Genomic DNA, 23,440 nt, shown 5'->3' on the forward strand with positions numbered 1-23,440 from the left:
GGGGGGGGGGGGGGGGGGGGGGGGGGGGCGGGGGGCGGGGGGGGGGGGGCGGGCCCCCCCCCCCCCCCGCCCGCACGGAGCGAACCAGCAACAACCTTCTGCCCCGGCCCCGACCGACCCGACCCGACCGGCCGCCTCGCTTCGCTCGTGGCTTGGTCAGACGTCTCTGGATAGGCGACCCGCCAGCGCGCGCAGCGCGAGCAGGTAGCTCTCGACGCCGAGCCCGGTGATCGTCCCGGTCGCCACCGGGGCGATGACGCTGACGTGCCGGAACGGCTCGCGCGCGGCCACCTGGGACAGGTGCACCTCGATGAGCGGCCCGGTGAGCGCCGCCGCGGCGTCCCGCAGCGCGTACGAGTAGTGCGTCCACGCACCGGGGTTGAGGAGCACCGCGGCGCCGGTGTCGGCGGCCTGGTGCAGCCAGCCAATCATCGTCGCCTCGTCGTCGGTCTGCCGGCAGTCGACGGTGACGCCGAGCTCCGCCGCGGTCTTCTCGACCTCGGCGACCAGCTGGGCGTACGTCGTGGGCCCGTAGACCGCCGGCTCCCGCCTGCCGAGCCGGCCCAGGTTCACCCCGGACAGCACCAGGATCGGCGTCATCAGCGCGCTCCTTCCCCCGAGGCCACCGCGTCGAAGGCGGCCCGTACCAGGGCCGGATCCGGGTCGGCGAGGATGCGGGCCGAGCCGAGCGCGTCGAGGACGACGAAGCGCAGCATCCGCCCGCGCGACTTCTTGTCGACCCGCATCGCGGCCAGCAGGTCCGGCCAGGCCTTCTCGGGGTAGCTGACGGGCAGGCCGACCCGGACGAGCAGCTCGCGATGGCGCCCGGCGACGGCAGCGTCCAGACCGACGGCGAGCCGGGACAGCTCGGCGGCGAACACCATCCCGACGGAGATCGCCGCGCCGTGCCGCCAGGTGTAGTGCTCGACCTTCTCGATCGCGTGCCCGAGGGTGTGGCCGTAGTTGAGGATCTCGCGGCGGCCGGCCTCACGCGGGTCACCGGAGACGACGTCCGCCTTGACCCGGATCGCCCGCTCGATGAGCTCGGACAGGTGGGCGGCGCCCGTCGGGTCGGCGTCCAGCAGGTCGAGGATCGCCGGGTCGGCGATGAAGCCGGCCTTCACCACCTCGGCGAGCCCTGCCGCGGTCTCCGCGGGCGGCAGCGTGGCCAGGAGCGCCGTGTCACAGAGCACCGCCACCGGCTGGTGGAACGCGCCGACGAGGTTCTTGCCCGCCGCCGTGTCGATGCCGGTCTTGCCGCCCACGGCCGCGTCGACCATCGCCAGGACCGTCGTCGGCACCTGGATGACGTCCACGCCGCGCAGCCAGCAGGCCGCGACGAATCCGGCGAGGTCCGTCACCGTGCCCCCGCCAAACCCGATCACCACGTCGTCGCGGGTGAAACCGAGCCGGCCCAGCTCGTCCCAGCAGCGCCCGGCGACGGCCAGCTCCTTGGCCGCCTCCCCGTCCGGCACGGCGACCGGGTGCGCCTCCACCCCGGCGGCCAACAGGTCCGCCACCGCGCCGGCGGCCTGGGCGGCCATCGCCGCGGGGTGCAGGACGGCCGCCCTGGTCCGCCCGGCGGCCATTCCGGCGAGCTCACCGACCAGGCCGTCCCCGACGAGCACCTCATACGGCCGGTCGCCGGCGGGCGCCACCGCCACCCGCACCGGCTCGGTCGCCGTCCCCGCCCGCGTGGCGCCGCTCGTCCCGCTCACGCGGAGATCCTCGCAAGCACGTCCTCGGCGACCTCTTCGAGGGTGCGCCCGCTGGTGTCCACCACGAACACCGCCACCTCCTCGTAGAGCGGGCGGCGCTCCCTGAGCAGCGCGGCCAGCCGCGCCCGCGGCGCCTCGATCAGCAGCGGGCGGTCGCGGGCGAGGCCGACGCGCCTGGCGGCGTCGGAGACGTCCACCTCCAGGTAGACGACCGTGTGGCCGGCGAGCGCCGCCCGGGTGCCCGGGTCGGTCACCGCGCCGCCGCCGAGAGCCAGCACCCCCGGGTGCTCGGCGAGCCCGGCCGTGACAGCGTCGCGCTCGGCGGCCCGGAACGCGTCCTCGCCCTTCTCGATGAAGATGTCGGCCACGGTCATGCCCAGCGCCGCCTCGATGTCGGCATCGGTGTCGCGCAGCGTCACCCCGAGCCGCCCGGCGAGCAGCTCACCGACCGTCGTCTTCCCGGCCCCCGGCGGCCCCACCAGCACGGCCACCGGCCGGACATCGCTCACTGTGTCTCGAGTTCGCTCCGTCGCTTCACTCCCTCCGCGGGCGTCCTCGTCCCTCGGACGACCGCTCCGCTCGCTCACTCCTGCGCTCACGAGAGCACCGCCAGCGACTTCAGGTACGACTCGTAGTTGCGCCGGGTCTCCTCGACCGAGTCGCCGCCGAACTTCTCCAGTGCGGCACCGGCGACCACCAGCGCGACCATCGCCTCCGCGACGACGCCCGCCGCGGGCACGGCGCACACGTCGGAGCGCTGCGCGATCGCCACCGCGGTCTCACCGGTCGCGACGTCGACCGTCGACAGCGGCCGGGACAGCGTCGAGATCGGCTTCATCGCGGCCCGGACCCGCAGCACCTCGCCGTTAGTCATGCCGCCCTCGACACCACCGGCCCGGTCCGTCGCCCGCCGCACCCGCTGGACGCCACCTTCCGGGGCGAGCACCTCGATCTCGTCGTGCGCCGCCGACCCACGCCGGCGCGCCGTCTCGAACCCGTCACCGAACTCGACGCCCTTGATCGCCTGGATGCCCATCAGCTCGCCGGCCAGGCGCGCGTCGAGCCGCCGGTCGCCGTGCACGTAGCTGCCGAGCCCCGGCGGCAGGCCGTAGACCAGCACCTCGACGATGCCGCCGAGCGTGTCCGCGTCCTTCTGCGCCTCGTCGATCGCGGCGACCATCCGGGCGCTCGTCGCCGGGTCGGCGCACCGGCACGGGTCGGCGTCGATCGCGGCGAGCGTGCCCGGGCCTGGCAACGGCGTGCCCGCCGGAACCGCGGCCTCGCCGATCGAGAGCACATGCGAGAGCACCTCGACGCCGTAGGCCTGCCGCAGGAACGCCTTCGCCACCGTCCCGAGCGCCACCCGGGCGGCCGTCTCGCGGGCGCTCGCCCGCTCCAGCACCGGGCGGGCGTCGTCGAAGCCGTACTTCTGCATGCCGGCCAGGTCCGCGTGCCCCGGGCGGGGGCGGCTCAGCGGCGCGTTGCGGCCGAGCCCCTCGAGCTCGGCCGGGTCCACCGGGTCCGGCGACATCACCTTCGACCACTTCGGCCACTCGGTGTTGCGCACCACCACGCTCACCGGCCCGCCGAGGCTGACCCCGTGCCGCAGGCCGCCGAGCAGCTCGATCTCGTCCCGCTCGAACTTCATCCGGGCACCCCGGCCGTAACCGAGCCGCCGCCGCGCCAGGTCGTCCCCGATGTCCGAGCTCGTCACCCGGATCCCGGCGGGCAGCCCCTCCACCGTCGCGACCAGCGCGGGCCCGTGCGACTCCCCTGCCGTCAACCACCGCACCATGCCACCAGTGTTTCACGCGCCGGACGCGAGGCTGCCCGCCACGAGACCCCGCCGGGCCCCGCCGTCCGCGGTAGCGGCCCGCGAGCCGCCCGGGCCGGGCTCAGCGCGCGCGCCACAGCCGCACGACACCGTCCCAGCTGCCCGCCGCCACTGTGTGCCCGGCCGGGGCGAACGCCACCGACACCGCCGCGGACGCGGTCCCGGTGACGGGGCCGTTCATCGGCTCGACGTCCTCGTGGGGGTTCCCGGGATCACTCAGATCCCAGAAGCGCACCTGGTCGAACGTCGCTCCGGGCATGGCGCGGCCGCCCGCGGCCAGCGTGCGGCCGTCCGGGGCGAACGCCACCGAGCTCGCGTCGAGGTCGGTGGCGCCGGCCCTGCGGAAGGCCTGGACGCGCTTACAGACCTGCACCGGCCGAGCGGGGTCGCTCACATCCCAGAGGGCGACGCTGCTGTCGCGGGGATGTCTGTTGAGGCCGGCCGCGACCGTGAACGCCAGGAGCCCGCCGTTCAGGGAGAAACACAGCGTCGACACGTAGAAGAACCGCTCCTGGGTGGGCCGCCAGAAGTCGAACGTCGGCCCCAGCCCACGATCGCCGAGGTACCCGACGACCGGCACCGAACCCGCCCGCGCCGGTCGCGCCGGGTCACTCACGTCCCACAGCCGCACTATCCGGCTACCCGTGCCGTGCGTGGCGAGCAGGTGGCCGCCGGGAGCGAACGCGACGACCGTCCAGTTGCCGCCGTCGCGGCTCGAGAACTCACCCATCGAAACAGGACGGTCACGGGCATGCAGGTCCCACAGACAGACCCTGGCGTCACGGTGCCCGGTGGCCAGGACCCGGCCGTCGGCAGCGAAGGCGGCCGACTGCACCCCGGCGGACCGAATCACGGCGAGCCGCGCGGGACGGGCCCGATCGTTCGCCAGGTCCCACACGTCCACGCCTCGGAACGACCTGGTCGCCATGGTCCGGCGGTCGGAGGCGAAGATCGCGTTCCGGCCCTCCATGGGTGCGCCGAGCGGGACGGGGTCGGCCGGATCGCCGACGTCCCACAGCTGGACCCCGGAGCTCTGACCGGGGAGAGCGGCGGCCCACGAGGTGGCCAGCGTCCGGCCGTCCGGAGCGAACGTGACCCGGACGGCGTTCTCATGGCCGGTCGACAGCTCGGCGACCAGGCGAGGATCCGCGATGTCGGACCACCGTGCGGGAGGCCGCCGCGCCCCCGGGACGACAGGACCCACAGGTCCGGCGGAACCGGGCACCGGATCCTCTGACGCGCGCGGTGCGGTCGGTGCGGGAAACGCGAGGAGCCCAGACGACGCGGGAGACAGGGACGACGCGGGAGACACGGACGACGCGGGAGACACGGACGGCTCAGGAGACCTCGTCGAGGGCCCGGGAGACCAGGGCGTCTCGGCAGGCGCCGGCGGCGCGGGGAACGCGGGGTACGCGGGCGGCGCGGCCGGTTTCGCGCGGTGGCCCGCCGGAGCCAGGTCACCGGGAGCGTCCCGCGGCACGCCGTCGGGCCGCTCACGCGCCGCGACAACGGGTGCCGGCGGTTCATGTATGGGGAACGCGGGCGGAGCCGGTGGCTTCGCGCGGCCGTCGACGGCGTGCCGGATCTGGTCGAGCAGCCGCTGGCGGGCCTCGTCGGGCGGCCGGCCGAACAGGTCGATCGACACGACGCCACTCAGCAGACCGGGCCGCGGGCAGTCCTCAAGGCGGATCGGGACCAGCCTGCGGGTGAAGCCACGAGGGTCGGCGTCATAGGCGGCCTGCCACTCGACCTGCCCGTAGACCGAGGCCAGGTAGGCGTGGGAGAGCACCGCGATCGTCCGCCGGGCGAACCGGATTCCCTCCTGCATCCGGAACTGCCAGTTCGAGCCGGGCACGAAGTCCCAGAGCTGGATCAGGACCCGGTAGCCGGCCTCCTCCAGTTGCCAGGCGATCCACTCGGCCCACCGGCCGTCCACCGCCGTGTACGAGACGAAAAAGTCCCAGGCGCCAGGCTCCGGAGCCGCCCCCGCATCCTCCATAAGCGGAGATCATCCCACGGCGTCGCGAGCACCGAGCCCCCACAACCAGCACCGCACCGGGCGCATGCCTACATCACCGAGGCGATGTAGGCCTACATCATGACCCACAGGACTCAGATCACGCTGGCCGACGACCAGTACGCGCGGCTGCGCGCGGAGTCGCGGCGCAGCGGGCTGGGTCTCGCCAAGCTGGTGCGCCGGGCCATCGACCACACCTATGGGACCGCGCGCCCGGACCAACAGCGGAGGACTCAGGCACCCGCGCCGGTGACGAGGATCGCGACGAAGGCGCCGAGCAGCAGGTGCGGCCCATAGGCGATGGGGTCCGAGCGGGTGGCTCGACGGGTCGCGAGCAGGACCCCGGCGTAGAGACCGGCGATGACCAGGCCGGTGAGCAGGCCCAGAAGCACCGTCGACGGACCGAGCCAGCCAAGGGCGGCGCCCAGCAGGCCGGCCAACTTGACGTCGCCGCGGCCGAGGCCACCGCCCGGGATCAGGTACATCGTGCCGAAGACGGCGAGCAGGACACCCGCCGCCGCGGCGGCGGCGATCGCATGGTCGGCGTCCCAGGTATCCCGGCTGAGACCGTCGACGACCGCCGCGAGGCCCAGCAGCGCGGCGAGGACCGGGTAGCTCGGCAGGACAATCGCGTCCGGGAGCCGGTGGACCCGCAGGTCGACCGCCGCCAGCACGATCCCGGCGACGGTCAGGTAAAGGTAGGCGGGCAGCCAGCCGGGACGGTCGCGCAGCACGGCCGCGACCGCCGCGACGGCGATCGCCGTGACCGCGGCGAAAGCCGCCGTCGACGGGACAGGGCGGCGCACCGGAGCGCCCTCGTAGGGGGCGAACGCGCCGACTACCCGGGGCATCAGCGGCACCGTCGCGACCGCGGCCACCGCGAGCATCGCGGCGACGACCAGCCCCACCTCGCAACCCCGCGACGCGCGCTAGCGGGCGCGACTGGTCAGGCCCAGGCCGTCGGGGCCTGGGAAGGCGGACGAGGTGGCGGCGCGGTGGGTCAGGGCCTGGGTGCCGGCGGCCATGAGCAGGCCCACGTCGACCACGCGGCCGGTGAACAGGGCGACCTGCTCGGCCGCCTGGGCGGCCAGCACCACCATGCCGCCGGCGACGCGGGCGCCGGAGCGGTACGCCGTCACGGCGAGCGCCGTCGGCCACGGGTGGTAGAGCAGCTCGACGAGGGGGCAGCTGGCCGGCCAGGTCCACTCGGCCACCTGGTCGGTGATGCCCTCGGGCGTGGTCGCGACCACCAGGTCGGGGCCGGACCGCAGGCCGCCGGCGACGATCTCCCAGGGCAGTGCGGTGACGGTGAGGCCGACGCGCTCGCCGATCTCGGCGAGCGGGGCGACGGCGGCGGGCCGGCGGGCGATGACGCCCACCCGGCGCACCCCGACGCTCGCGAGCGCGGCCACGGCGGCGCGCGCCGTCCCGCCGGCGCCCAGCACGAGCGCTCGCACGGGCGGCGCCATGAGCGCCCCCGGCAGCGCCGGCATCGCCGGCTGGTCGGGCGTGGCCGGCGACCAGGCGGGCAGCGTGGGCGCGAGCATCGTCTCGGCCCCGCTGGGCTGCCGGCCGGCGCCGAGGACCTGGCGTATGGCGTGCCGGATGCCGGCGATGTCGGTGTTGTGGCCGGTCAGCGTCCCGTCCGGCTCGACCACGATCGTGTTGAGCGCGCCAACCAGCCGGGCGCTCTCGTCGAGGCGGTCGACAAGCGGGACGGCGGCCGTCTTGAGCGGCATGGTCAGCGACAGCCCGGCCCAGCCGGACTCGCCGCGGATCTGCTTCAGCAGCGCCGGCAGCGCCGCCTCGTCGGCCTCGATCGCCGTATAGGACCAGCCGTCCAGCCCGAGCGCCTGATAGGCCGCCCGGTGCAGCACCGGCGAGAGCGAGTGCGCGATCGGCGAGCCGAGCACGGCGGCCCGCCGGGACGCCGGCAGCGGCCGGGAAACCTCAGCCACAGTGGTCACCGCCCCGCGTGGGTAGGGGTTTCTCCCGGCCCGAGACCGCCGGCATGGTGGCGAACGCAAACACGACGGATCATCCTGACACAGCCGAGGGCGTTGGTCCAGCCGCGAGCCACGACGCGTCCAAGGATCGCGGCCGGTGGCCTGGCTCAGCCACCGCTGCTGCCGCCCTCCGCCTGATACCGGGAGAGCAGGGTCGCCCACTCCGCGTCGGTGGTGGCGAACTCCGTCCGCAGCGACTTGGGAAGGTAGACGAAGTAGTACCAGCCCCCATCCGCACCCTGGTACGGGTTCAGAGCCGAGTCCAAAGCCCACCGCCCGGGGTTCGCGATGGCGCCCGGCGGCAGCCCCCGCACCTGAGGGCTACGGGTGTTGTAGGGGTTGTACCTGTTGATGAGGTCTCCGATCGGCCCGGTGGGCCTGTCGAAGGCGTACCGCGTCGTCGAGTCCATGTCGAGCCGGTTGAAATGGCCGGTCTGGTCGTTGAGCCGGTTGTAGATCACCCGCGCGACCTTCGGACCCTCGTCGTGGCCGTTGACCTCCATTTCGATGATGGACGCGATGGTGATGATCTCGGCCGGGGTCTTGTCGAGCTGCGCCGCCTTACCTTCCAAATCGAGCGTGGCGGCCATGCTCGTGAACTGGTCGACCATGTGCTGCAGGGTCTGCACGGGCGTGTCGTTCGGGTTCAGGTCGTAGGTCGTCGGGAACAGGTAGCCCTCGACCTTGTTCTTCGCGCTCGGGCCCGGGTCCTTCCAGAAGGCCGGCAGCCGCAGCCCATGGCCCGCCGGGTCCTTGACGATCGCCTCGTACTGGTCCTTCGGCACGCCGAGCTTCGTGGACAGCTCGGTGATGATCCAGTCGACCGTCTTGCCCTCGGGGATCGTGAGTCGGTACTTGTTCGCCTTCGTCTTCGGGTCGAGCAGCGCTTCGATGGCCCCGGCGGCGGTCATCTGCTTCATCAGCGTGTAGGTGCCCGGCTGGACGTTCACAGAGTCCGGGTTGTTGGCGGCGGCCGTGCGGAACGCCTTCTCGCTCTTGACGACGCCGGCGTCGAACAGCACCTTCCCGATGTCCGTCGCGCTCGCGCCCTTGGCGATCGTGACGGACACGCTGCCGCTGCCGGGCCCGGGATAGTCGGGAATCTCCGGCGAGCCGCCGATCTTGCCGATCATCTTGCCGCCGACGAAGATCAGACCGCCCAGCACCAGCGCCACCACCACGAGCATGGCGAGCAGCTTCGGCAGCGCGCCGCCGCGCCGGCTCCCGTCGTCCGCGTCCCCGCGCCGGCTCATGCCACCCAGCGGATGCGCGCCGCGTCGCCGGTCGTGCTCGTCCGCCAGGTCGGCGTCGTGATCCAGGTCATCATCCAGCTCATCGTGGTGGCCCCGGCCGGGGCGGCCCAGGTCATCGTCGTCCAGGAAGTCGTCGTCGTCGAAGTCGTCGCGAGGTACGCCGCGACGGCCATCCTGGCCTGTCCGGCCGCCTGGCGCGTGCGGGCCGTCCGGATACCGCGCGTCACCCGTGTCACCCGTGTCACCGGGGTCGTACTCGTCCTCCGGCGCGGTGATACGGAAACGCAGCGCCTCGGTGCGCCGCTCAGTCCCCGCATGGCGGGGATGGCCTGACGGCCGGCCGCCCTCACCCGGCGGAGGGGGCGGCGGGGCGTGGAACCCGCCGGTGCCGGGGTTCCTGGCGCCCGCGGGGTAGTCGACGGGCGATGCCGGCTCGGGCCGCGCCTGCTCGCCGTAGCCTCCGCCCGGGTCGCGGTACCCGTCCGGCGGCAGTCCGGCCGCCTGAGCGGCGGAGGAGCCACCGGCGCCGCCCGCGCCGAACAGCCCGGCGGATCCGGACGGCCCGGTCGAACTGGAGGGTCCCGTCGAGCCGAACAGCCCGGCCGAGCTGGACGGCCCGGTCGAACCGAACAGCCCAGCGGAACTGGACGGCCCGGTCGAACCGGAGGGCCCAGTCGAGCCGAACAGCCCGGCCGAGCCGGAGGGCCCCGTCGAACCGGAGGGCCCCGTCGAGCCGGAGAGCCCGGCCGCTCCGGGGAACCAGTCGACGGCGGGCCCGCCACCCGTACCGGAGCGCCCCGCGCCGGAGGCGTATCCGGCCGTGCCGTAGCCGCCATCAGAACCGGCGACACCGAAGCCGGTGTCCCCGCTTGGCCCGGTCTGGCCCTGGGAGGACGGGTACGCGGAGGACGAGTACGGATCGGCGGGAGCGTGCTGGCCACCGCCGGTCAGGTACCCGGCGTCCAGATAGCTCGTTTCCTGGTGGCCGGGTCCCGTGTCAGGGTGGACAGGCCGGCTCGCGGTGAAGTAGCCGCCCGGCTGCTGGTCGCCGGTCCGCGGGTACGGGTCGACGAGGAACGGGTTCTGGTAAACGGCCGCGTCGGCGCCACCGCCGGCCGCGGCGTCGTGGCCAGGCCCGCCGCCGCGGCCGTGGTCGACCGCGGCCTGGTACCCGGTCGCACCGTAGACGGCTCCCTGGCCAGCCACGGGCTGCTGGTAACCGGCGGCCGGATAGCCCCCGGCGGGATGGTGACCAGACGGGCCCTCGGCCGCCGGCTGGTAGCCGGTCGCGCCGTACGCGCCGCCGCCGGCCTCGTGGCCGCCGCTCCGGTAGGCCGTCGGCTGGTGGCCGTCGCCGGCCACGCGGCCGGGCGTCGGGTATGCGCTCTCCTGGTAGCCGCTCTGGTAGCCGGTGGGCGCCTGGCCAGAGGCCGGCGCGGAAGGCTGGTAGCCAAGCACCTCGTGGCCCGGTGCCGCGGCGCCGTAGTTCGCGTCGCCGTATCCGGCGGAGCCGGTGACGGTCACGCCGGTGGGCGGACCGGTCACGAGCGGGCCGGTCACCATCGGCCCCGGGTACGCGCCACCAGCGGTCGGAAGACCGGCGTACGGGCCGGAGACGGCCTGCCCCGCCCCGGCCGCCGACGCGCCGAAGACAGTGGGGCCGGACACGGACGGGCCGGACACGTCCACCGCGGGGAAGGCCGGCCTGGCCCTCGGGGTGAAAAGGTCAGACCCGGTCGAGGTCACATTCGGGTAGCCACCCGGGTAGCGGGGCTGGTCGTCGACGGTGAAGACATCGCCGTAGCCGGGCCCGGCGGCCGGGAAGTCGGTGGCGGGACCGCCGGCGGCGGGCATGCCCGGCGGGCCACCCGCCATGGGTGAGCCACCGACGGTGATGTCCGCCGCGTCATCGTCCGGGCCGCTCACCGCGAACGGGTCGACGGGCCGGGCGCCATCTCGCTGAGAGCTCGACCATGGTTCGTTCCCGTTCCCGTTCCCGTACCCGCCCCCGACACCGTTGTCGAGGTCCCAGTACTGGCTCACCGATCTTCCGTCGGCCGGCCCCCGGGGGGCAGGCCGGGCGCGCCGGGCGCACCACCACGGGTGTCCAGGGCGTGTTGCAGGATCTGCACGGCTGCCTCCTGGTCGACGAGATCGCGACGGGCACGCGATCGCATCCCACGCTCGGCCATTCTGCGATGCGCCGCCACTGTCGTCAGCCGTTCGTCGACGAGCCTGACAGGTACCGGGGCGACCCGGTCGGCCAGTATCCGCGCATACTGACGCGCCGCGCTGGCCGCCGGCCCCTCCTCGCCGGAGAGGGTCCTGGGCAGACCGACCACGACCGCCACCGCCCGCCGCTCCCGGGCGATCTCGGCAAGCTGGGCTATATCTCTGTTTTCGGACACGTCCCGACGAAGGGTACCGACCGGAAGCGCGAGCACCCCATCCGGGTCGCTCGCGGCCACACCGACGCGCACCGTGCCCACGTCGACCCCGAGCCAGACCCCGCGCGGCAGCTCCCGCCGCTCCGCGCGATGCCGCGGCTTGCGCCGCCGATCCGGCGCCGATCCACCCCTATCCGCCCCCGCTGGTCCCGCCGCCCCCGCTGGTCCCGCTGGTCCCGCCGACGCCGCCGGAGCCGCCGGCTCGGTCGGTACCGGCTCTACCGGCGGCCCGGCCAGCGGCCCCGGCGCGGCGCCAGCCTCAGTGCCCGGCATGCTGGCGCGCGGCGCCAGCCTCGGCGACCAGGTCGCGGACCCTGGCCAGCGCGCGGCCGACGCCGGCGACATCCCCTCCGCCGCCCTGGGCGACGTCGGGCTTGCCGCCGCCGCGCCCGCCGAGCTCGGCGGTGGCGACCTTGACCAGGTCGCCGGCCTTCAGGCCGAGGCCGCGCGCGCCCTCGGTGGTGACGACGACGAGGAACGCCCGCTCGCCGGCCGCGGAAGCCGTCGCGACGACCGCGGGACGGTCGATGAGCCGGCCGCGGACGTCGAGCGCCAGCCTGCGCAGGTCGTCCGCGGACGTCCCGTTCGGCGCCTCGGCCGCGACGAGCGCGACCCCGTTCACGTCGACCGCGCTGTTCGCGAGGCCCGCGGCGCCGGCGAGGACCGCCTCGGCGCGCAGCCGCTCCAGCTCCTTCTCCGCGTCGCGCAGCCGGGTGACCACGTCGGCGACCCGGTCGACGAGCTCGTCGGGACGGGCCCTGAGCGCGCCGGACAGCTGGGAGACCAGCAGGTGCTCGCGGGCCAGGTAGCGGAACGCGTCCAGGCCGACGAGGCCCTCGACCCGCCGGGTGCCCGCGGAGATCGACGACTCGGAGAGCAGCTTGACCGCGCCGAGCTGGGCGGAGCGGGCGACGTGCGTGCCACCGCACAGCTCGCGCGCGTAGTCGCCCACGTCGACGACGCGCACCCGCTCGCCGTACTTCTCGCCGAACAGCGCCATCGCGCCCAGCCGGCGGGCCTCGTCCTGGGTCGTCACGAACGCGGTCACCTCGAGGTCACGCAGCGCGATCTCGTTGACCTCGTCCTCGACGTCCGCGAGCACCGCCGCCGGCACCGCGCCCATCGAGTGGAAGTCGAACCGCAGCCGGCCCGGCGAGTTCAGCGACCCGGCCTGGGTGGCGGACTCGCCGAGCGCGCGGCGGAACGCCGTGTGGACCAGGTGGGTGGCGGTGTGCGAACGGGAGACCGCCCGGCGCCGGTCGGCGTCGACCGTCACCTCGACCTCCGTGCCGAGGCGCAACTCGCCGCGCAGCACCTTGCCGCGGTGCATGACGAGGTCCGGGATCGGCTTCTGCACGTCGAGAATCTCCACCTCGCCGCCGTCGAAGGCGAACCGTCCGAGGTCGGCCTCCTGGCCGCCGGACTCGGCGTAGAACGGCGTCGTGTCGATGACGATGCCGACCTCCTCGCCCTCGCCCGCCGCGGGGACGCCCTGCCCGGTCGCGGCCGACACCAGCCCGACGACGGTCGCCGTACGGGTCAGCTCGGCGTAGCCGGTGAACGACGTCGGGCCGGAACGGGCCAGGATCGGGCGGAACGCCGAGAGGTCGACGTTGCCGATCCGGCGGGCCGCGCGGTCGGCCTTCGCGAGCTCGCGCTGGCGTTCCATCAGCCGACGGAAACCCGGCTCGTCGACGGTGAGGCCCTGCTCGGCGGCCATCTCCAGCGTCAGGTCGATGGGGAAGCCGTAGGTGTCGTGCAGCTGGAACGCCTCGTCACCGGCGAGCTGGGAGGCGCCGGCGGCGCGCGCCTTGCCGACCGCGGTGTCGAAGATCGTGATGCCGGTACGCAGGGTCTCCAGGAACGCCCGCTCCTCGGCGACGGCGACGCTGGTGATCGCCGCGGCCCGGTCGACCAGCTCGGGGTAGATGGAGCCCATCGCGCCGCGCACGACGCCGAACAGGTCCTCCATCACCGGCTCACGCCCGCCGAGCAGGCGGACGTTGCGCACCGCGCGGCGCAGCATCCGGCGCAGCACATAGCCGCGGCCCTCGTTGGAGGGGACGACGCCGTCGGAGATCAGCATCGCGGCGGTGCGGGTGTGGTCCGCGATGACGCGCAGCCGCACGTCGTCGGTGTGGCTCTCGCCGTAACGCCGGCCGGTCAGCTCGCCGGCGCGGTCGAGCACCGGGCGGGAGATGTCGATCTCGTAGAGGTTCTCGACGCCCTGCAGCAGGGTCGCCATCCGCTCCAGGCCCATGCCGGTGTCGATGCTCCTCGCCGGCAGGTCGCCCAGGATCGGGAAGTCGTAGCCGGCGCCCTCGCCCCGCTCGAACTGCATGAAGACGAGGTTCCAGACCTCGAGGTAGCGGTTCTCGTCGGCCTCCGGGCCGCCGTCACCGCCGTACGCCGGGCCGCGGTCGAAATAGATCTCACTGCACGGGCCGCACGGGCCGGGCACACCCATCGACCAGTAGTTGTCCTCCTTGCCGCGGCGCTGGATGCGCTCCGCCGGCAGCAGGCCCTTCCAGATCTCCTCGGCCTCGTCGTCGTCGAGGTAGACCGTCGCCCAGAGGTCGTCGGCCTTGAAGCCGTACCCCTCGGTCAGCAGCTCGAAGGCCCACGGGATCACGTCGGCCTTGAAGTAGTCGCCGAAGGAGAAGTTGCCGCACATCTGGAAGAACGACGCGTGCCGGGCGGTCTGGCCGACGTTGTCGATGTCGACCGTGCGGACGCACTTCTGCACGCTGGTCGCGCGCGGGGACGGCGGGGTGAGGTCACCGAGGAAGTAGGGCTTGAACGGCACCATGCCGGCGTTGACCAGCAGCAGCGTCGGGTCCTCCGCGATCAGCGAGGCGCTGGGGACAACAAGGTGGCCGCGCTGCTCGAAGTGGGAGAGAAAGCGCCGGCGGATCTCGGCCGTTTCCATCGGATTCACGTCGTCCAGAGTCGAGTTGGTAACGGGCAGTGGCGGCGACCGGCCAAGGCGGCGGTCAAGGGTGACACGACGGAGCGGCACGGTGTGGAGCACGGCCCCCCAGCCGCGCGTCAGCCCCGTACAACCTAGTACGTGAGATCGGGGCCGCTACGGCACGCGGCCTCGGCGTACCCACGTCACCGTACCGCCGCGCCTCGTGACGAGACCACGGAGTTTCGCCGGTGGCCAGGTGACGCCAGGTGACGCCCGACGCGCTACAGGCGGCGCGGATCCGGCAGGCTCGGCGCCTCGGACGCGCCCGCGGGCAGCTCGTCGTCCTCGTCGTCGTAGAGGCCGAGCGCGTCTCGCAGCTCGTCCTCGCGCTCCGCCATGAACTCGCGGACGTCGGCCATGAACTCCGACAGCGACGCCACCAGCGAGCCCGCCATGCTCCCCGGCGACAGCGCCGCCGCGGCCTTGGCCGCCTGACGGACGACCAGCACCCCGGCGACCGCGCCGAAGGTGACGTAGAAAAGCCGGCGCGACATCTAACGGCCCCGCACCGGCTCGTCGAAGTCGGCCGCCGTGGGCTGGGCGGGCGCGGCGCGGCGGCTCGCCCGCCCCGCCTTCTTCTCCGCCTTCATCTCGGCCGCGACCCGCGAGCCGACCTCGGCGCGCACTCGCTTCGCGGCGGCCTGCCGCACCCCGTAGGACAAGGCCGCGACCCGCACGATCGGGCCGCCGACGGTCGCCGCGAACAGCGAGGTCATCGACGACACGTTCGTGCTGATGGTCTGCACGTTGGCCGTGATCGCGTCGATCCGGTCCAGCTCCTTGTTGACGTGCGAGAGCGCGACGTTGACCTCGTCGACGGTGGCGCCAGCCTGGCGGACCCTGGCGGTGCCCTCGTCGATGGCGATGCCGGTCTGGCGGACCCGGGCCGCGGTCTCGTCGAAGATCTTGCCGAGCTTGTAGAGGGCGTAACAGCCGAAGAGGACGAGCACGGCGAAGGCGCCGGAGGCAATCAGCCCCGCCATCGCGCCACCGGACATCTTCGCTCCTCCTCTATGGTGGTCCGGGCCCCTGCGTCGCCGGGATCTGCCCGGAACGCGAACACCGGTCGTGTCAGGACCTTACCGACCGGACGCCCCCAAGCACGGCGCGCCCCGCTATGCGGCGGTCCCGCGCCGGACGCTCCGCGCCCGGCGCCGGGCACCGCCATCGGGCGCTGAGCGCCCTCTCACGTGGTTCCGGGCCCTGGCATATGGCGGTGGTAGCGCCTGTCTGGGTGAACCAGGTGGCTGAGTTGGCGCTGCGCTGAAGCGCCGTCACCAGTGGCGGCTGAGCAGCGTGGATCACTCACCAGGACGAGGTACTCCGCAGCGCTGCCGAGCTGGGAGACCGTGGTGATTCTAGGCACCCTGATCACGCCTGTCGGGGGGCTCGGGTTGCCGCACGCCGCGAACCACGGCGCGCAGTTCGTGGGCGCGGGCCGCCGCGCGCCGCTCGAAGCCAAGCTCGCCGGGACGGAAGTAGTCGACGCCCACCAGCTCGTCCGGGGCGTACTGCTGACCGACCACGCCACCCGGGTGGTCATGCGGATAGTGGTAGCCGTCGCCGTGCCCGAGCCGGCGGGCGCCCTGGTAGTGCGCGTCGCGCAGGTGGGCTGGCACCGGGCCGCCCCTGCCCGCCCGCACGTCGGCCGTCGCCGCGTCGATCGCGCGGATCACCGCGTTGGACTTGGGGGCGAGCGCAAGGTGGATCACGGCCTGCGCGAGCGCCAGGCGCGCCTCGGGCAGCCCGATCATCTCCAGGGCCTGCGCCGCCGCCACGGCGACGCCGAGCGCGCCCGGGTCGGCCATCCCGATGTCCTCGCTCGCAAGAATGATCATGCGTCGGGCAATGAAACGCGGGTCCTCCCCCGCCTCCAGCATCCGGGCCAGGTAGTGCAGCGCCGCGTCGGCGTCACCGCCGCGCATCGACTTGATGAAGGCGCTGACGACGTCGTAGTGCTGGTCGCCGGCCCGGTCGTAGCGGACGGCGGCCCGGTCGACGGAGCGCTCGAGCAGCGCCAGGTCCACGGCGGCCGCGGGCTCGTCCTCCGCCGCGGGCTCCCCGGCCAGCTCGGCCTCCCGGGCTGTATTGGTCTCGCCGGCCGCGGGCTCCCCCACCGCCGCGCCACCGACCGCGTCCCGCGCCGGCGCCGCTTCGGCCGCCGGCGCCGCCGCGGCCCCGACCGTCCCAGCCCCGACCGGCTCGCCACTGAGCGCCTCGCCACTGAGCGCGTCGCCACCGGCGGCCTCGTCGCTGGCCGCGGCCGTCGTGCCACCAGCCGGCGTGGCAGGGACGCGGTACGCCGGGGCATCCCCGCCGATACCGGAAGCGGCCGGTGGTCGTGAGGCCGGCGCCCGCCGGGCCGGCGCCGGGCCGACGGCGGCCAGGGCCGCCTCGGCGCTCGCCTCCAGCGCGGTGAGCGCCCGGCGGGCGTCGCCACCCGCGAGCCGGACCAGGTGCTCCAGCGCGTCCGGGGCGATGCGCACCCGGCCGCCGTAGCCGCGTGGGTCGACCAGCGCCCGGCGCACCAGGACACGGATGTCGTCGTCGGTGAGCGGGGTGAGGGTGAACAGCAGAGAGCGCGACAGCAGCGGCGCGACGACGGAGAACGAGGGGTTCTCGGTGGTGGCGGCGACCAGGGTGATCCAGCCGCGTTCCACCGCGGGCAGCAGCGCGTCCTGCTGGGTCCTGGTGAACCGGTGGACCTCGTCGATGAACAGCACCGTACGAAGGTCCGCCGGCCGCTCCCCGTCGCCGGCCGGCGCGTCCGGGCCGAACAGGCGCGGCTCGCGCGCCAGCCCACGCGACTGGCTCGACCGGCTGCTCGACAGCACCTGCCGAGCCTCGTCGATCACCGCCCGGACGTCCTTCACGCCGGCCGTGACCGCCGACAGCTCGCGAAACCGCCGCCCGGTCGCCCGGGAAACGATGTGCGCCAGCGTCGTCTTGCCGGTGCCAGGCGGGCCCCACAGAACGACCGAGGTCGTCCCGCCGCCCTCGACCAGCCGGCGCAGCGGGCTGCCTGGGCCGAGCAGGTGGCGCTGGCCGACCAGCTCGTCGAGCCCGCGCGGGCGCAGCCGGTCAGCCAGCGGCCCTGTCGGGGCCTCCGGTACGGCACCAGCGGGCGCGGCGTCGGTGGCCGGGGACACCGTGTCGAACAGGCTCACCCGTCAACCGTACGGCGAGGGGTCATGGCACGGGCACCGCGCCCGCCTCCTTAGCCGCCGACGCGTTGGTAGCTGGCGAGGTGAGCGAGGTCGGGGGCGGTCTCGGCGATGATGTCGCGGAAGCGCTCGGCCGCGGGCGGTCCAAGGCCGTCGCAGATCTCGGCGAACAGGTCGCGCGCGGCGCGGCGCGGCCAGCGCTCGGGCAGCAGGTCCAGCGGCAGGTCCGGGTCGAGGCTGGGGAAACGCCGCCAGGTCGCGAGCAGGGCGGTCCGCGCGGACACGGCCTCGGCGCCGGTCACCGTGCCGGCCCGCACGCGGTCACGCAGCGGGGTGTTGGTGGCGACGAAGTCCTCGTAGAGCGCGCGGAGTTCGGTCAGGTCCCAGGCGGCCATCGGCGGGCGCGGGTCGCTGCGGCGGGCGTCGACCGTCGTCGTCAGCACAGTGGAGGCGAGCACACCCAGCTCGGCGAACGCCCGCCGCGCGGCCTCCGCGACCGGGCGGGGGCTTACCCACATGCCGTCGTAGAGCGGGGCGAAGCCGAGCCAGCGCAGCCGGCTGCGCACCGCGTGCCGGACGTCGCGCAGGTCCTCGGGCAGCGAGAAGGCCGCGACGGTCCACCGGCCGTCCCACGGCTCGTGCCGCTCACCGAAGGCCCGCAGCCGGTGCACGTTCTCCAGCACGACGGTGGACGCCTGGGCGGTCAGCCCGTAGTAGGTGTTGCGCCCGACACGGGACGACTCAAGCACGCCGCGCCTGGCCAGCCGCGAGAGCGCCGCCCGCGCGCCGACCGTCGTCACGTCGAAGTCGGCGAGCAGCGCCACGAGGGCGGCCGATGGGAGGTGCTCGCGCCGGCCGTGCCAGTAGTCACCGAGCAGGCTGGTGAGCAGCCGCTGCGGATGCGACCCCTCCTGGGAACGCGGCAGGTCGACCTCGGCCTGCCCTGGCAGGGCGCGCAGGGCCGGCCGCCGCTGGGGAACGAGCGGACTCCCAGGCAGCTGATCCGGCCCGGTCGTCCGGCGGGGCGACGTCACAAAAGGGCAGTTTACGAGCGGTCGGCACCAAGCCGGGCGGATCTTGAAGGTTACGATCGGCCGATCAACCTCGTTTCGGTGACCGCGGGCCAAGCCGAAGCGGACCTTCTCGATAGGCTTGGCCGATCGAGAAGGCACCCCGCCGCGACGATGGCGAAGTCTCGCGGGCCCGGAGGCCGCTCCAGGTAATTCCAGGTAGTTCAGTGTGTTTCATGCTCCGTGGAGGTACCCGTCATGATCGACCGGGACGAGATCGACGCCCTGTTCCCGTCCGATCTGCCTGAGCCGGCGTACTGGGAGCAGCGGTACCCGCCGCGGGACCTGCCGCCGGGCGCGATGGTGACCCGGCTCGGCCCGAGCCCGACCGGCTTCGCACATCTGGGTGGCGTGTACGTCGCGATGCTGGACAAGGACCTCGCCCGGCAGTCCGGCGGCGTGTACTTCATCCGGGTGGAGGACACCGACGCCGCCAGGACCGTCGAGGGCGCCACGGCGCAGTTCGACGCGGCCTTCGGCTACTTCGGCGTGACGGCGGACGAGACCGAGGAGAACGGCGCCTACGGCCCGTATACCCAGTCGGCGCGGGAGCGGATCTACCTCAGCTACGCCCGGCAGTTCCTGCGCGACGGCCAGGCCTACCCCTGCTTCGCCACCAGGGAGGAGCTCGCCGCGGCCGCCGACGAGCAGCGCGCGGCGAAGGTGCCCACCGGCTACTACGGCCGCTGGGCTCCCTGGCGCGACGCCCCCGCCGAGCGGGTTCGCGAGGCGCTGGCGGCGGGCCGGCCGTACGTGGTCCGGTTCCGCTCCCCCGGCGGCGGCCGGGCCAGGTTCACCGACCTGGTGCGCGGCGAGCTGTCGACGGACGCCAACCGCAACGACGTCGTCATCCTGAAGAGCTCCGACAACCCGGTGCGGCTGCCGACCTACCACTTCGCGCATGTGGTGGACGACCACCTGATGCGGGTCACCCACGTGATCCGCGGCGATGAGTGGCTCTCGTCCGTCCCGGTGCATCTGCAACTGTTCGCCGCCGCGGGGTTCGAGCCCGTCGCGTACGCGCACATCGCGCCGCTGCTGAAGCAGGACGGCTCGGCGAGGCGGAAGCTCTCCAAGCGCAAGGACCCCGAGGCCTCGGTCGAGTTCTTCATCAGCGCCGGCTACCCGGCGCCGGCCGTCCTTTACTACCTGCGCGGGCTGATCAACGGGCGGCTCGCGGAGCTGCCCCTGGAGCAGGCGCTGCGCGAGCCGCTGCGGCTGTCCGAGGCGGGCGTCTCCGGAGCGCTGGTCGACCTGGTCAAGCTCGAGGACATCTCCGCCGACCACATCGCGGCCATCCCGAGCCCGACGATCCTCGACGATGTCCTCGCCTGGGCCGACGCCTACGACACCGAGCTCGCGGCCGCGGTGCGCGCCGAGCCGGAGCTCGCGGTGCGGGCGCTCGACATCGAGCGGACCGGCGTCGACAACCCGCGCAAGGACCTGCGCAAGTGGTCGGACTTCCGCCCGGTGTACGGCTACTTCTTCACCGGGCTGTTCGAGCCTGTGACCGACCCGGCCGACAGCCGGCTCGGCGCGCTCGCGCCCGAGGTCGTCCGGGCGCTGTGCGTCGAGTTCCTGCGGAACTACCAGGACCTGACTGACGGCGACGCGTGGTTCGGCCAGTTGCGCGCCGCGGCGGCGGCCACCGGCTTCGCCGGGAGTCCCAAGGAGTACAAGGCGAACAAGGACGCCTTCCACGGCTCCACGAAGGAGGCGTCGCAGGTCATCCGCGTCCTGCTCACCGGTTCGAACCGCAGCCCCGCCTTCCACCTTGTCTCCCATGCCCTCGGCGAAGCCGAGGTCCGCCGCCGCGTCGGCGCGGTCCTGGCCTGACCAGCCACGGATCTCGTCCTGTCATGCGCTGTGGGGCGATCCCGAGCCTTCCTCGCCCCACAGCGTCTGTGGGGATTCCCCACAACGTCTGACGAGGCCGCCGGGTCAGCCTCCGGCGATGGACGGGATCACCTGGATCTCGGCGCCGTCGCGCAGCGGGGTGTCCGCCCCGGTGAGGCGGCGGCACTCCTCGCCGTCGACGAACAGGTTCACGTAGCGGCGCAGCGCGCCGCGCTCGTCGCGCAGCCGCCGCTCCAGCGCGGGATGGCGGGCGGCGACGACGTCGAGCGCGGCGGCGAGCGTCGCCCCGGCCCCCGGCAGGTCCAGCTCCACCTGGCGCGCGCCGCCCGCGTGCTGGCGCAGCACCCCGGGCAGCAGCACCGTCACTCGCATGACCTGCCCCTCTCATGCTTCCGGAACGGAGGCCGCCGGGGGTGCGAAGGAAGAACATTTTCGCACCTTCTTTGGCCCTTCAGATGCCTCGGGAACGGAGGCCGCCGGAGGCGCGAAGGAAGAACATTTTCGCGCCTCCTTTGGCCCTTCAGACGACGGCCGCGCGGACGCAGGTGACGTCGGGCAGGTGGGCGGCCACCCGGGCCCAGCTGTCACCCTCGTCCCGGCTGGCATAGACCTCGCCGGTGCGGGAGCCGAAGTAGACCCCGGCCGGGTCGGCGTCGTCGGAGCACATCGAGTCGCGCAGCACGGCCGTCCAGAAGCCCTCGTCGGGCAGGCCGGCGGTGCGCGCCTCCCAGGAGGCGCCCGCGTTCTCGCTGCGGTACACCCGGCAGCGGCCGTCCGGTGGGAATCGCTCGCTGTCGGCCTTCAGCGGGAAGTTGTAGATGACGTCTCGTCGGCTCGGGTGGGCCACCATGGCGAACCCGAAGTCGCTGGGCAGGCCGTCCGCGATCGAGACCCAGCTGTCGGCGCCGTCGTCGCTGCGGTAGACGCCTCCGTGGTTCTGCGCGTACAGCCGCTCGGGCCGCGCCGGGCAGGGAGCGACCTTGTGGACGCACTGGCCGAACTCGGGGTACGGGTCGGGAAGGTAGCCCGCCCTGATCCCCTTGTTTACCGCCGACCAGCTCTCGCCGCCGTCGAGCGTGCGGTAGACGCCGCCCGACGACATCGCCACGGTGATCCGCTTGTGGTCGGCCGGGTCGGGAAGCACGGTGTGGATCGCCTGGCCGCCGTAGCCGGGCGCCCAGTCCGGGCGGTGCGGGTGGTCCCACAGGCCACGGACCAGCTCGAAGCCGCGCCCGCCGTCCGTCGAGCGGAACAGCGCGGATGGCTCGACGCCGGCGTAGACGACATCAGGCTCGTCGACGGGCCCCGGGGTGATCTGCCAGACGCGCCGCAGCGCCGCGTCGGTGCCCGCGGGGAACGCGATCGGCGCGGTCGCCGGCTCCCGCCAGCTCACCCCCAGGTCATCGCTGATCACCACGTTCGGCCCGAACCACTCGCTCGACAGCCCGACGAGCACCCGCGGCACCGGGCCGCGGGTGTCGATCGCGGCCGAGTACACCTCGACCATCGGGTGGTGCGGGCCGGTGACCTCCCAGCTCGCCCGCCCGTCCTGGCTGCGCGCCAGCCACAGCCCCTTGCGAGTGCCGATAACCAGCAGCACCGTCGCCGCCATCAGACCTCCCGGAGTTCCGCGATCATGCCGACCTGTGGCCGGCACGCTAGTCAGCCCGTCGACAGGAACAGACTCCCGGATCACGCCAAACTCATCGCCCGTCGCGGTGGAGTCACCGAAACGCCGGCAAGGTCCGACTATGTGCCACTTGAAAGCCGGCGGCGGCGGTCAGCCGCCGGTCTGGGGCGCGAGACCGGCGAGGAGCTTGGACAGGTCAGGGCCGTCGTTGAGCAGGGCGATGACGGGGGTCGTCACACCGTGCTCGACGTAGCGGCGGATGCCCGCCCGGCACTCCTCCAGCGAGCCGTGGACGCAGAGCTCGTCGACGACCTCGTCGGGGATGGCCCGCAGGGCGCCTGCACGGTCGCCGGCGGCCCAGGCGTCCCACAGGCCGCTCAGCACTGGCCCGCGGCCCAGCCATTCGTGGAAGGCCCGGTAGACCGGGACGGTGAGGTAGGCGGCGACCTGGCGGCGAAGCAGCTGGCGGGCCGCCGCCGGGTCGTCGTGGACGAGGACGAAGATGCGCACGGCGATCTCGGCGTCGGGGTTGTGTTCCCGGACGTAGGGGATCACGCGGTCGCAGTCGTCGGGGGACAGCCAGTTGAGGATCGCGCCGTCGGCCTCGCGGCCCGCCAGGCCGAGCATCCGTGGGCGCAGGGCCGCGACCAGCAGGGGAACGGGGTCGGCCGGGACGACACCGAGCCGGAAGCCCTTGACGGTGAACGACGGGTACGTCTCGGTGATCTTCTCGCCCGCGAGCGCGCGGCGCAGGAAACGGACCGTGTCGAGCATCCGCTGGTAGGGCCGCTCGAAGGGGATCGAGTTCCAGTTCTGGACGATGACGTCCGACGACGTGCCGAGGCCCAGCACGAACCGCCCCTCGGCCGCCGCCGACAGGGTCGCGGCCGTCTGCGCGAGCAGGGCCGGGCCGCGGGTGAACGCGGGCAGGATCGCGGTGCCCAGCCGCAGCCGCCGCTCCGCCGCGCCAAGCGCGAGCGGGACCACCCCGTCGGTGCCCGTCGCCTCCGCGGACCACAGGTCCGTGTAGCCGAGGTCCGCGAGTTCGGCGTAGCGGGCCGGGTGCTCGGCCAGCGGCACTCCGGAGAGGGGCACGGTGATGCCCCAGCGCTCGTCGCTCGCGAGTCGGGCGGTGGGCTCGGACAGCGCCTCGGTGCGCGGGTCGGAGGTCACGGACCCGAAGTATGCGACACCCCGACCCCGACGCGCTGTGTTGCTGGTTCGCTCCGTGCGGGCTGTGTTGCTGGTTCGCTCCGTCCGGGCACGGCGCTCCGGCCCTTACTCGCTTCGCTCCCAAGGGACCTCCGCGCCGTGTCCTCCTGCGCTCACGGGCGCTGCGGCGACCTCCGCTGCGGCCCGCCTACATCGCTTCGCTCGTAGGCAGGCCTCCGCGGAGGCGCGCCTCCGCGCCCAGCACGGTCGCCCGCCGCTGTCACGTCACCAAACCGAAGACACCCCGTTCACGGGGCACAT

General features: G+C 73.8%; 18 protein-coding genes. 1 reads left to right on the plus strand and 17 read right to left on the minus strand.

Annotated elements, in window-relative coordinates; translation table 11 throughout:
- Positions 1-156: 156 nt before the first annotated feature.
- The 14 genes from QOZ89_RS44480 to QOZ89_RS44545 form a co-directional block, all read right to left on the minus strand.
- Entirely contained in the window at positions 157-600 is a 444-nt protein-coding gene (locus QOZ89_RS44480) for a type II 3-dehydroquinate dehydratase (RefSeq protein ID WP_071046827.1), read from the minus strand.
- Positions 600-1,718: a 3-dehydroquinate synthase gene (aroB, locus tag QOZ89_RS44485; protein ID WP_071046828.1), complete on the minus strand. Its 1,119-nt coding sequence runs from the start codon at positions 1,716-1,718 to the stop codon at positions 600-602. The genes QOZ89_RS44480 and aroB overlap by 1 nt, the downstream gene beginning before the upstream one ends.
- Positions 1,715-2,227 carry a shikimate kinase gene (locus QOZ89_RS44490; protein ID WP_071046829.1) on the minus strand — a complete coding sequence of 171 codons (513 nt, stop codon included), beginning with the start codon at positions 2,225-2,227 and terminating at the stop codon, positions 1,715-1,717. Before QOZ89_RS44490 ends, aroB begins: the two co-directional genes overlap by 4 nt.
- Positions 2,228-2,313: 86 nt before the next feature.
- On the minus strand, positions 2,314-3,513 hold the full coding sequence (gene aroC / locus QOZ89_RS44495) for a chorismate synthase (protein WP_071046830.1): 1,200 nt from the start codon (positions 3,511-3,513) through the stop codon (positions 2,314-2,316).
- Between the two features lie 100 nt (positions 3,514-3,613).
- A complete protein-coding gene (locus tag QOZ89_RS44500) occupies positions 3,614-5,551 on the minus strand; it encodes a toll/interleukin-1 receptor domain-containing protein (RefSeq protein WP_312630185.1) in 1,938 nt (645 codons plus the stop codon).
- A 251-nt stretch (positions 5,552-5,802) separates the two neighbouring features.
- Positions 5,803-6,477, minus strand: coding sequence for a prepilin peptidase (locus QOZ89_RS44505; RefSeq protein WP_083418131.1), 675 nt, complete (start codon positions 6,475-6,477; stop codon positions 5,803-5,805).
- Between the two features lie 21 nt (positions 6,478-6,498).
- Positions 6,499-7,527, minus strand: a complete 1,029-nt coding sequence (locus QOZ89_RS44510; RefSeq protein ID WP_312630186.1) for a shikimate dehydrogenase family protein — start codon at positions 7,525-7,527, stop codon at positions 6,499-6,501.
- A gap of 155 nt (positions 7,528-7,682) precedes the next feature.
- Positions 7,683-10,871 carry an endolytic transglycosylase MltG gene (gene mltG / locus QOZ89_RS44515; protein ID WP_312630187.1) on the minus strand — a complete coding sequence of 1,063 codons (3,189 nt, stop codon included), beginning with the start codon at positions 10,869-10,871 and terminating at the stop codon, positions 7,683-7,685.
- Positions 10,868-11,347 (minus strand): Holliday junction resolvase RuvX, encoded by a 480-nt coding sequence (gene ruvX / locus QOZ89_RS44520; protein WP_071046840.1) that lies wholly within the window; start codon positions 11,345-11,347, stop codon positions 10,868-10,870. The genes mltG and ruvX overlap by 4 nt, the downstream gene beginning before the upstream one ends.
- A gap of 187 nt (positions 11,348-11,534) precedes the next feature.
- Positions 11,535-14,204, minus strand: a complete 2,670-nt coding sequence (gene alaS, locus QOZ89_RS44525) for an alanine--tRNA ligase (RefSeq protein ID WP_312630188.1) — start codon at positions 14,202-14,204, stop codon at positions 11,535-11,537.
- Between the two features lie 263 nt (positions 14,205-14,467).
- The gene (locus tag QOZ89_RS44530; RefSeq protein WP_071046834.1) at positions 14,468-14,740 is read right to left on the minus strand and encodes a DUF6167 family protein; all 273 of its coding nucleotides are present in this window, start codon (positions 14,738-14,740) and stop codon (positions 14,468-14,470) included.
- Positions 14,741-15,244, minus strand: coding sequence for a DUF948 domain-containing protein (locus QOZ89_RS44535; RefSeq protein WP_071046835.1), 504 nt, complete (start codon positions 15,242-15,244; stop codon positions 14,741-14,743).
- A gap of 360 nt (positions 15,245-15,604) precedes the next feature.
- Positions 15,605-17,413, minus strand: a complete 1,809-nt coding sequence (locus QOZ89_RS44540) for a replication-associated recombination protein A (protein ID WP_397428961.1) — start codon at positions 17,411-17,413, stop codon at positions 15,605-15,607.
- A 50-nt stretch (positions 17,414-17,463) separates the two neighbouring features.
- The gene (locus QOZ89_RS44545; protein ID WP_071049837.1) at positions 17,464-18,444 is read right to left on the minus strand and encodes a PaaX family transcriptional regulator; all 981 of its coding nucleotides are present in this window, start codon (positions 18,442-18,444) and stop codon (positions 17,464-17,466) included.
- 234 nt (positions 18,445-18,678) lie between these two features.
- On the opposite strand from QOZ89_RS44545, the gene QOZ89_RS44550 reads away from it, so the two are divergent.
- Positions 18,679-20,316, plus strand: a complete 1,638-nt coding sequence (locus QOZ89_RS44550) for a glutamate--tRNA ligase (RefSeq protein ID WP_071049836.1) — start codon at positions 18,679-18,681, stop codon at positions 20,314-20,316.
- Positions 20,317-20,421: 105 nt separating this feature from the next.
- On the opposite strand, the gene QOZ89_RS44555 is transcribed toward QOZ89_RS44550, so the two are convergent.
- From QOZ89_RS44555 to QOZ89_RS44565, 3 genes are all read right to left on the minus strand, one after another.
- Complete coding sequence (locus QOZ89_RS44555; RefSeq protein WP_071049835.1) at positions 20,422-20,709, minus strand: MoaD/ThiS family protein; 288 nt, start codon at positions 20,707-20,709, stop codon at positions 20,422-20,424.
- A gap of 148 nt (positions 20,710-20,857) precedes the next feature.
- Positions 20,858-21,949, minus strand: a complete 1,092-nt coding sequence (locus tag QOZ89_RS44560; protein ID WP_071049834.1) for a WD40/YVTN/BNR-like repeat-containing protein — start codon at positions 21,947-21,949, stop codon at positions 20,858-20,860.
- Positions 21,950-22,117: 168 nt separating this feature from the next.
- Complete coding sequence (locus QOZ89_RS44565; RefSeq protein ID WP_312630189.1) at positions 22,118-23,140, minus strand: LLM class F420-dependent oxidoreductase; 1,023 nt, start codon at positions 23,138-23,140, stop codon at positions 22,118-22,120.
- Positions 23,141-23,440: the final 300 nt, after the last annotated feature.

Origin of the sequence: Pseudofrankia coriaricola (assembly GCF_032027725.1) — a bacterium.
Lineage (GTDB): Bacteria > Actinomycetota > Actinomycetes > Frankiales > Frankiaceae > Pseudofrankia.

Coding starts and splice junctions, on each gene's coding strand:
- alaS (WP_312630188.1), bottom strand. CDS start 14,204: ATGGAAACGGCCGAGATCCGCCGGCGCTTTCTCTCCCACTTCGAGCAG.
- QOZ89_RS44530 (WP_071046834.1), bottom strand. CDS start 14,740: ATGTCGCGCCGGCTTTTCTACGTCACCTTCGGCGCGGTCGCCGGGGTG.
- QOZ89_RS44500 (WP_312630185.1), bottom strand. CDS start 5,551: ATGGAGGATGCGGGGGCGGCTCCGGAGCCTGGCGCCTGGGACTTTTTC.
- QOZ89_RS44480 (WP_071046827.1), bottom strand. CDS start 600: ATGACGCCGATCCTGGTGCTGTCCGGGGTGAACCTGGGCCGGCTCGGC.
- QOZ89_RS44560 (WP_071049834.1), bottom strand. CDS start 21,949: ATGGCGGCGACGGTGCTGCTGGTTATCGGCACTCGCAAGGGGCTGTGG.
- aroC (WP_071046830.1), bottom strand. CDS start 3,513: ATGGTGCGGTGGTTGACGGCAGGGGAGTCGCACGGGCCCGCGCTGGTC.
- QOZ89_RS44535 (WP_071046835.1), bottom strand. CDS start 15,244: ATGTCCGGTGGCGCGATGGCGGGGCTGATTGCCTCCGGCGCCTTCGCC.
- QOZ89_RS44550 (WP_071049836.1), top strand. CDS start 18,679: ATGATCGACCGGGACGAGATCGACGCCCTGTTCCCGTCCGATCTGCCT.
- QOZ89_RS44555 (WP_071049835.1), bottom strand. CDS start 20,709: ATGCGAGTGACGGTGCTGCTGCCCGGGGTGCTGCGCCAGCACGCGGGC.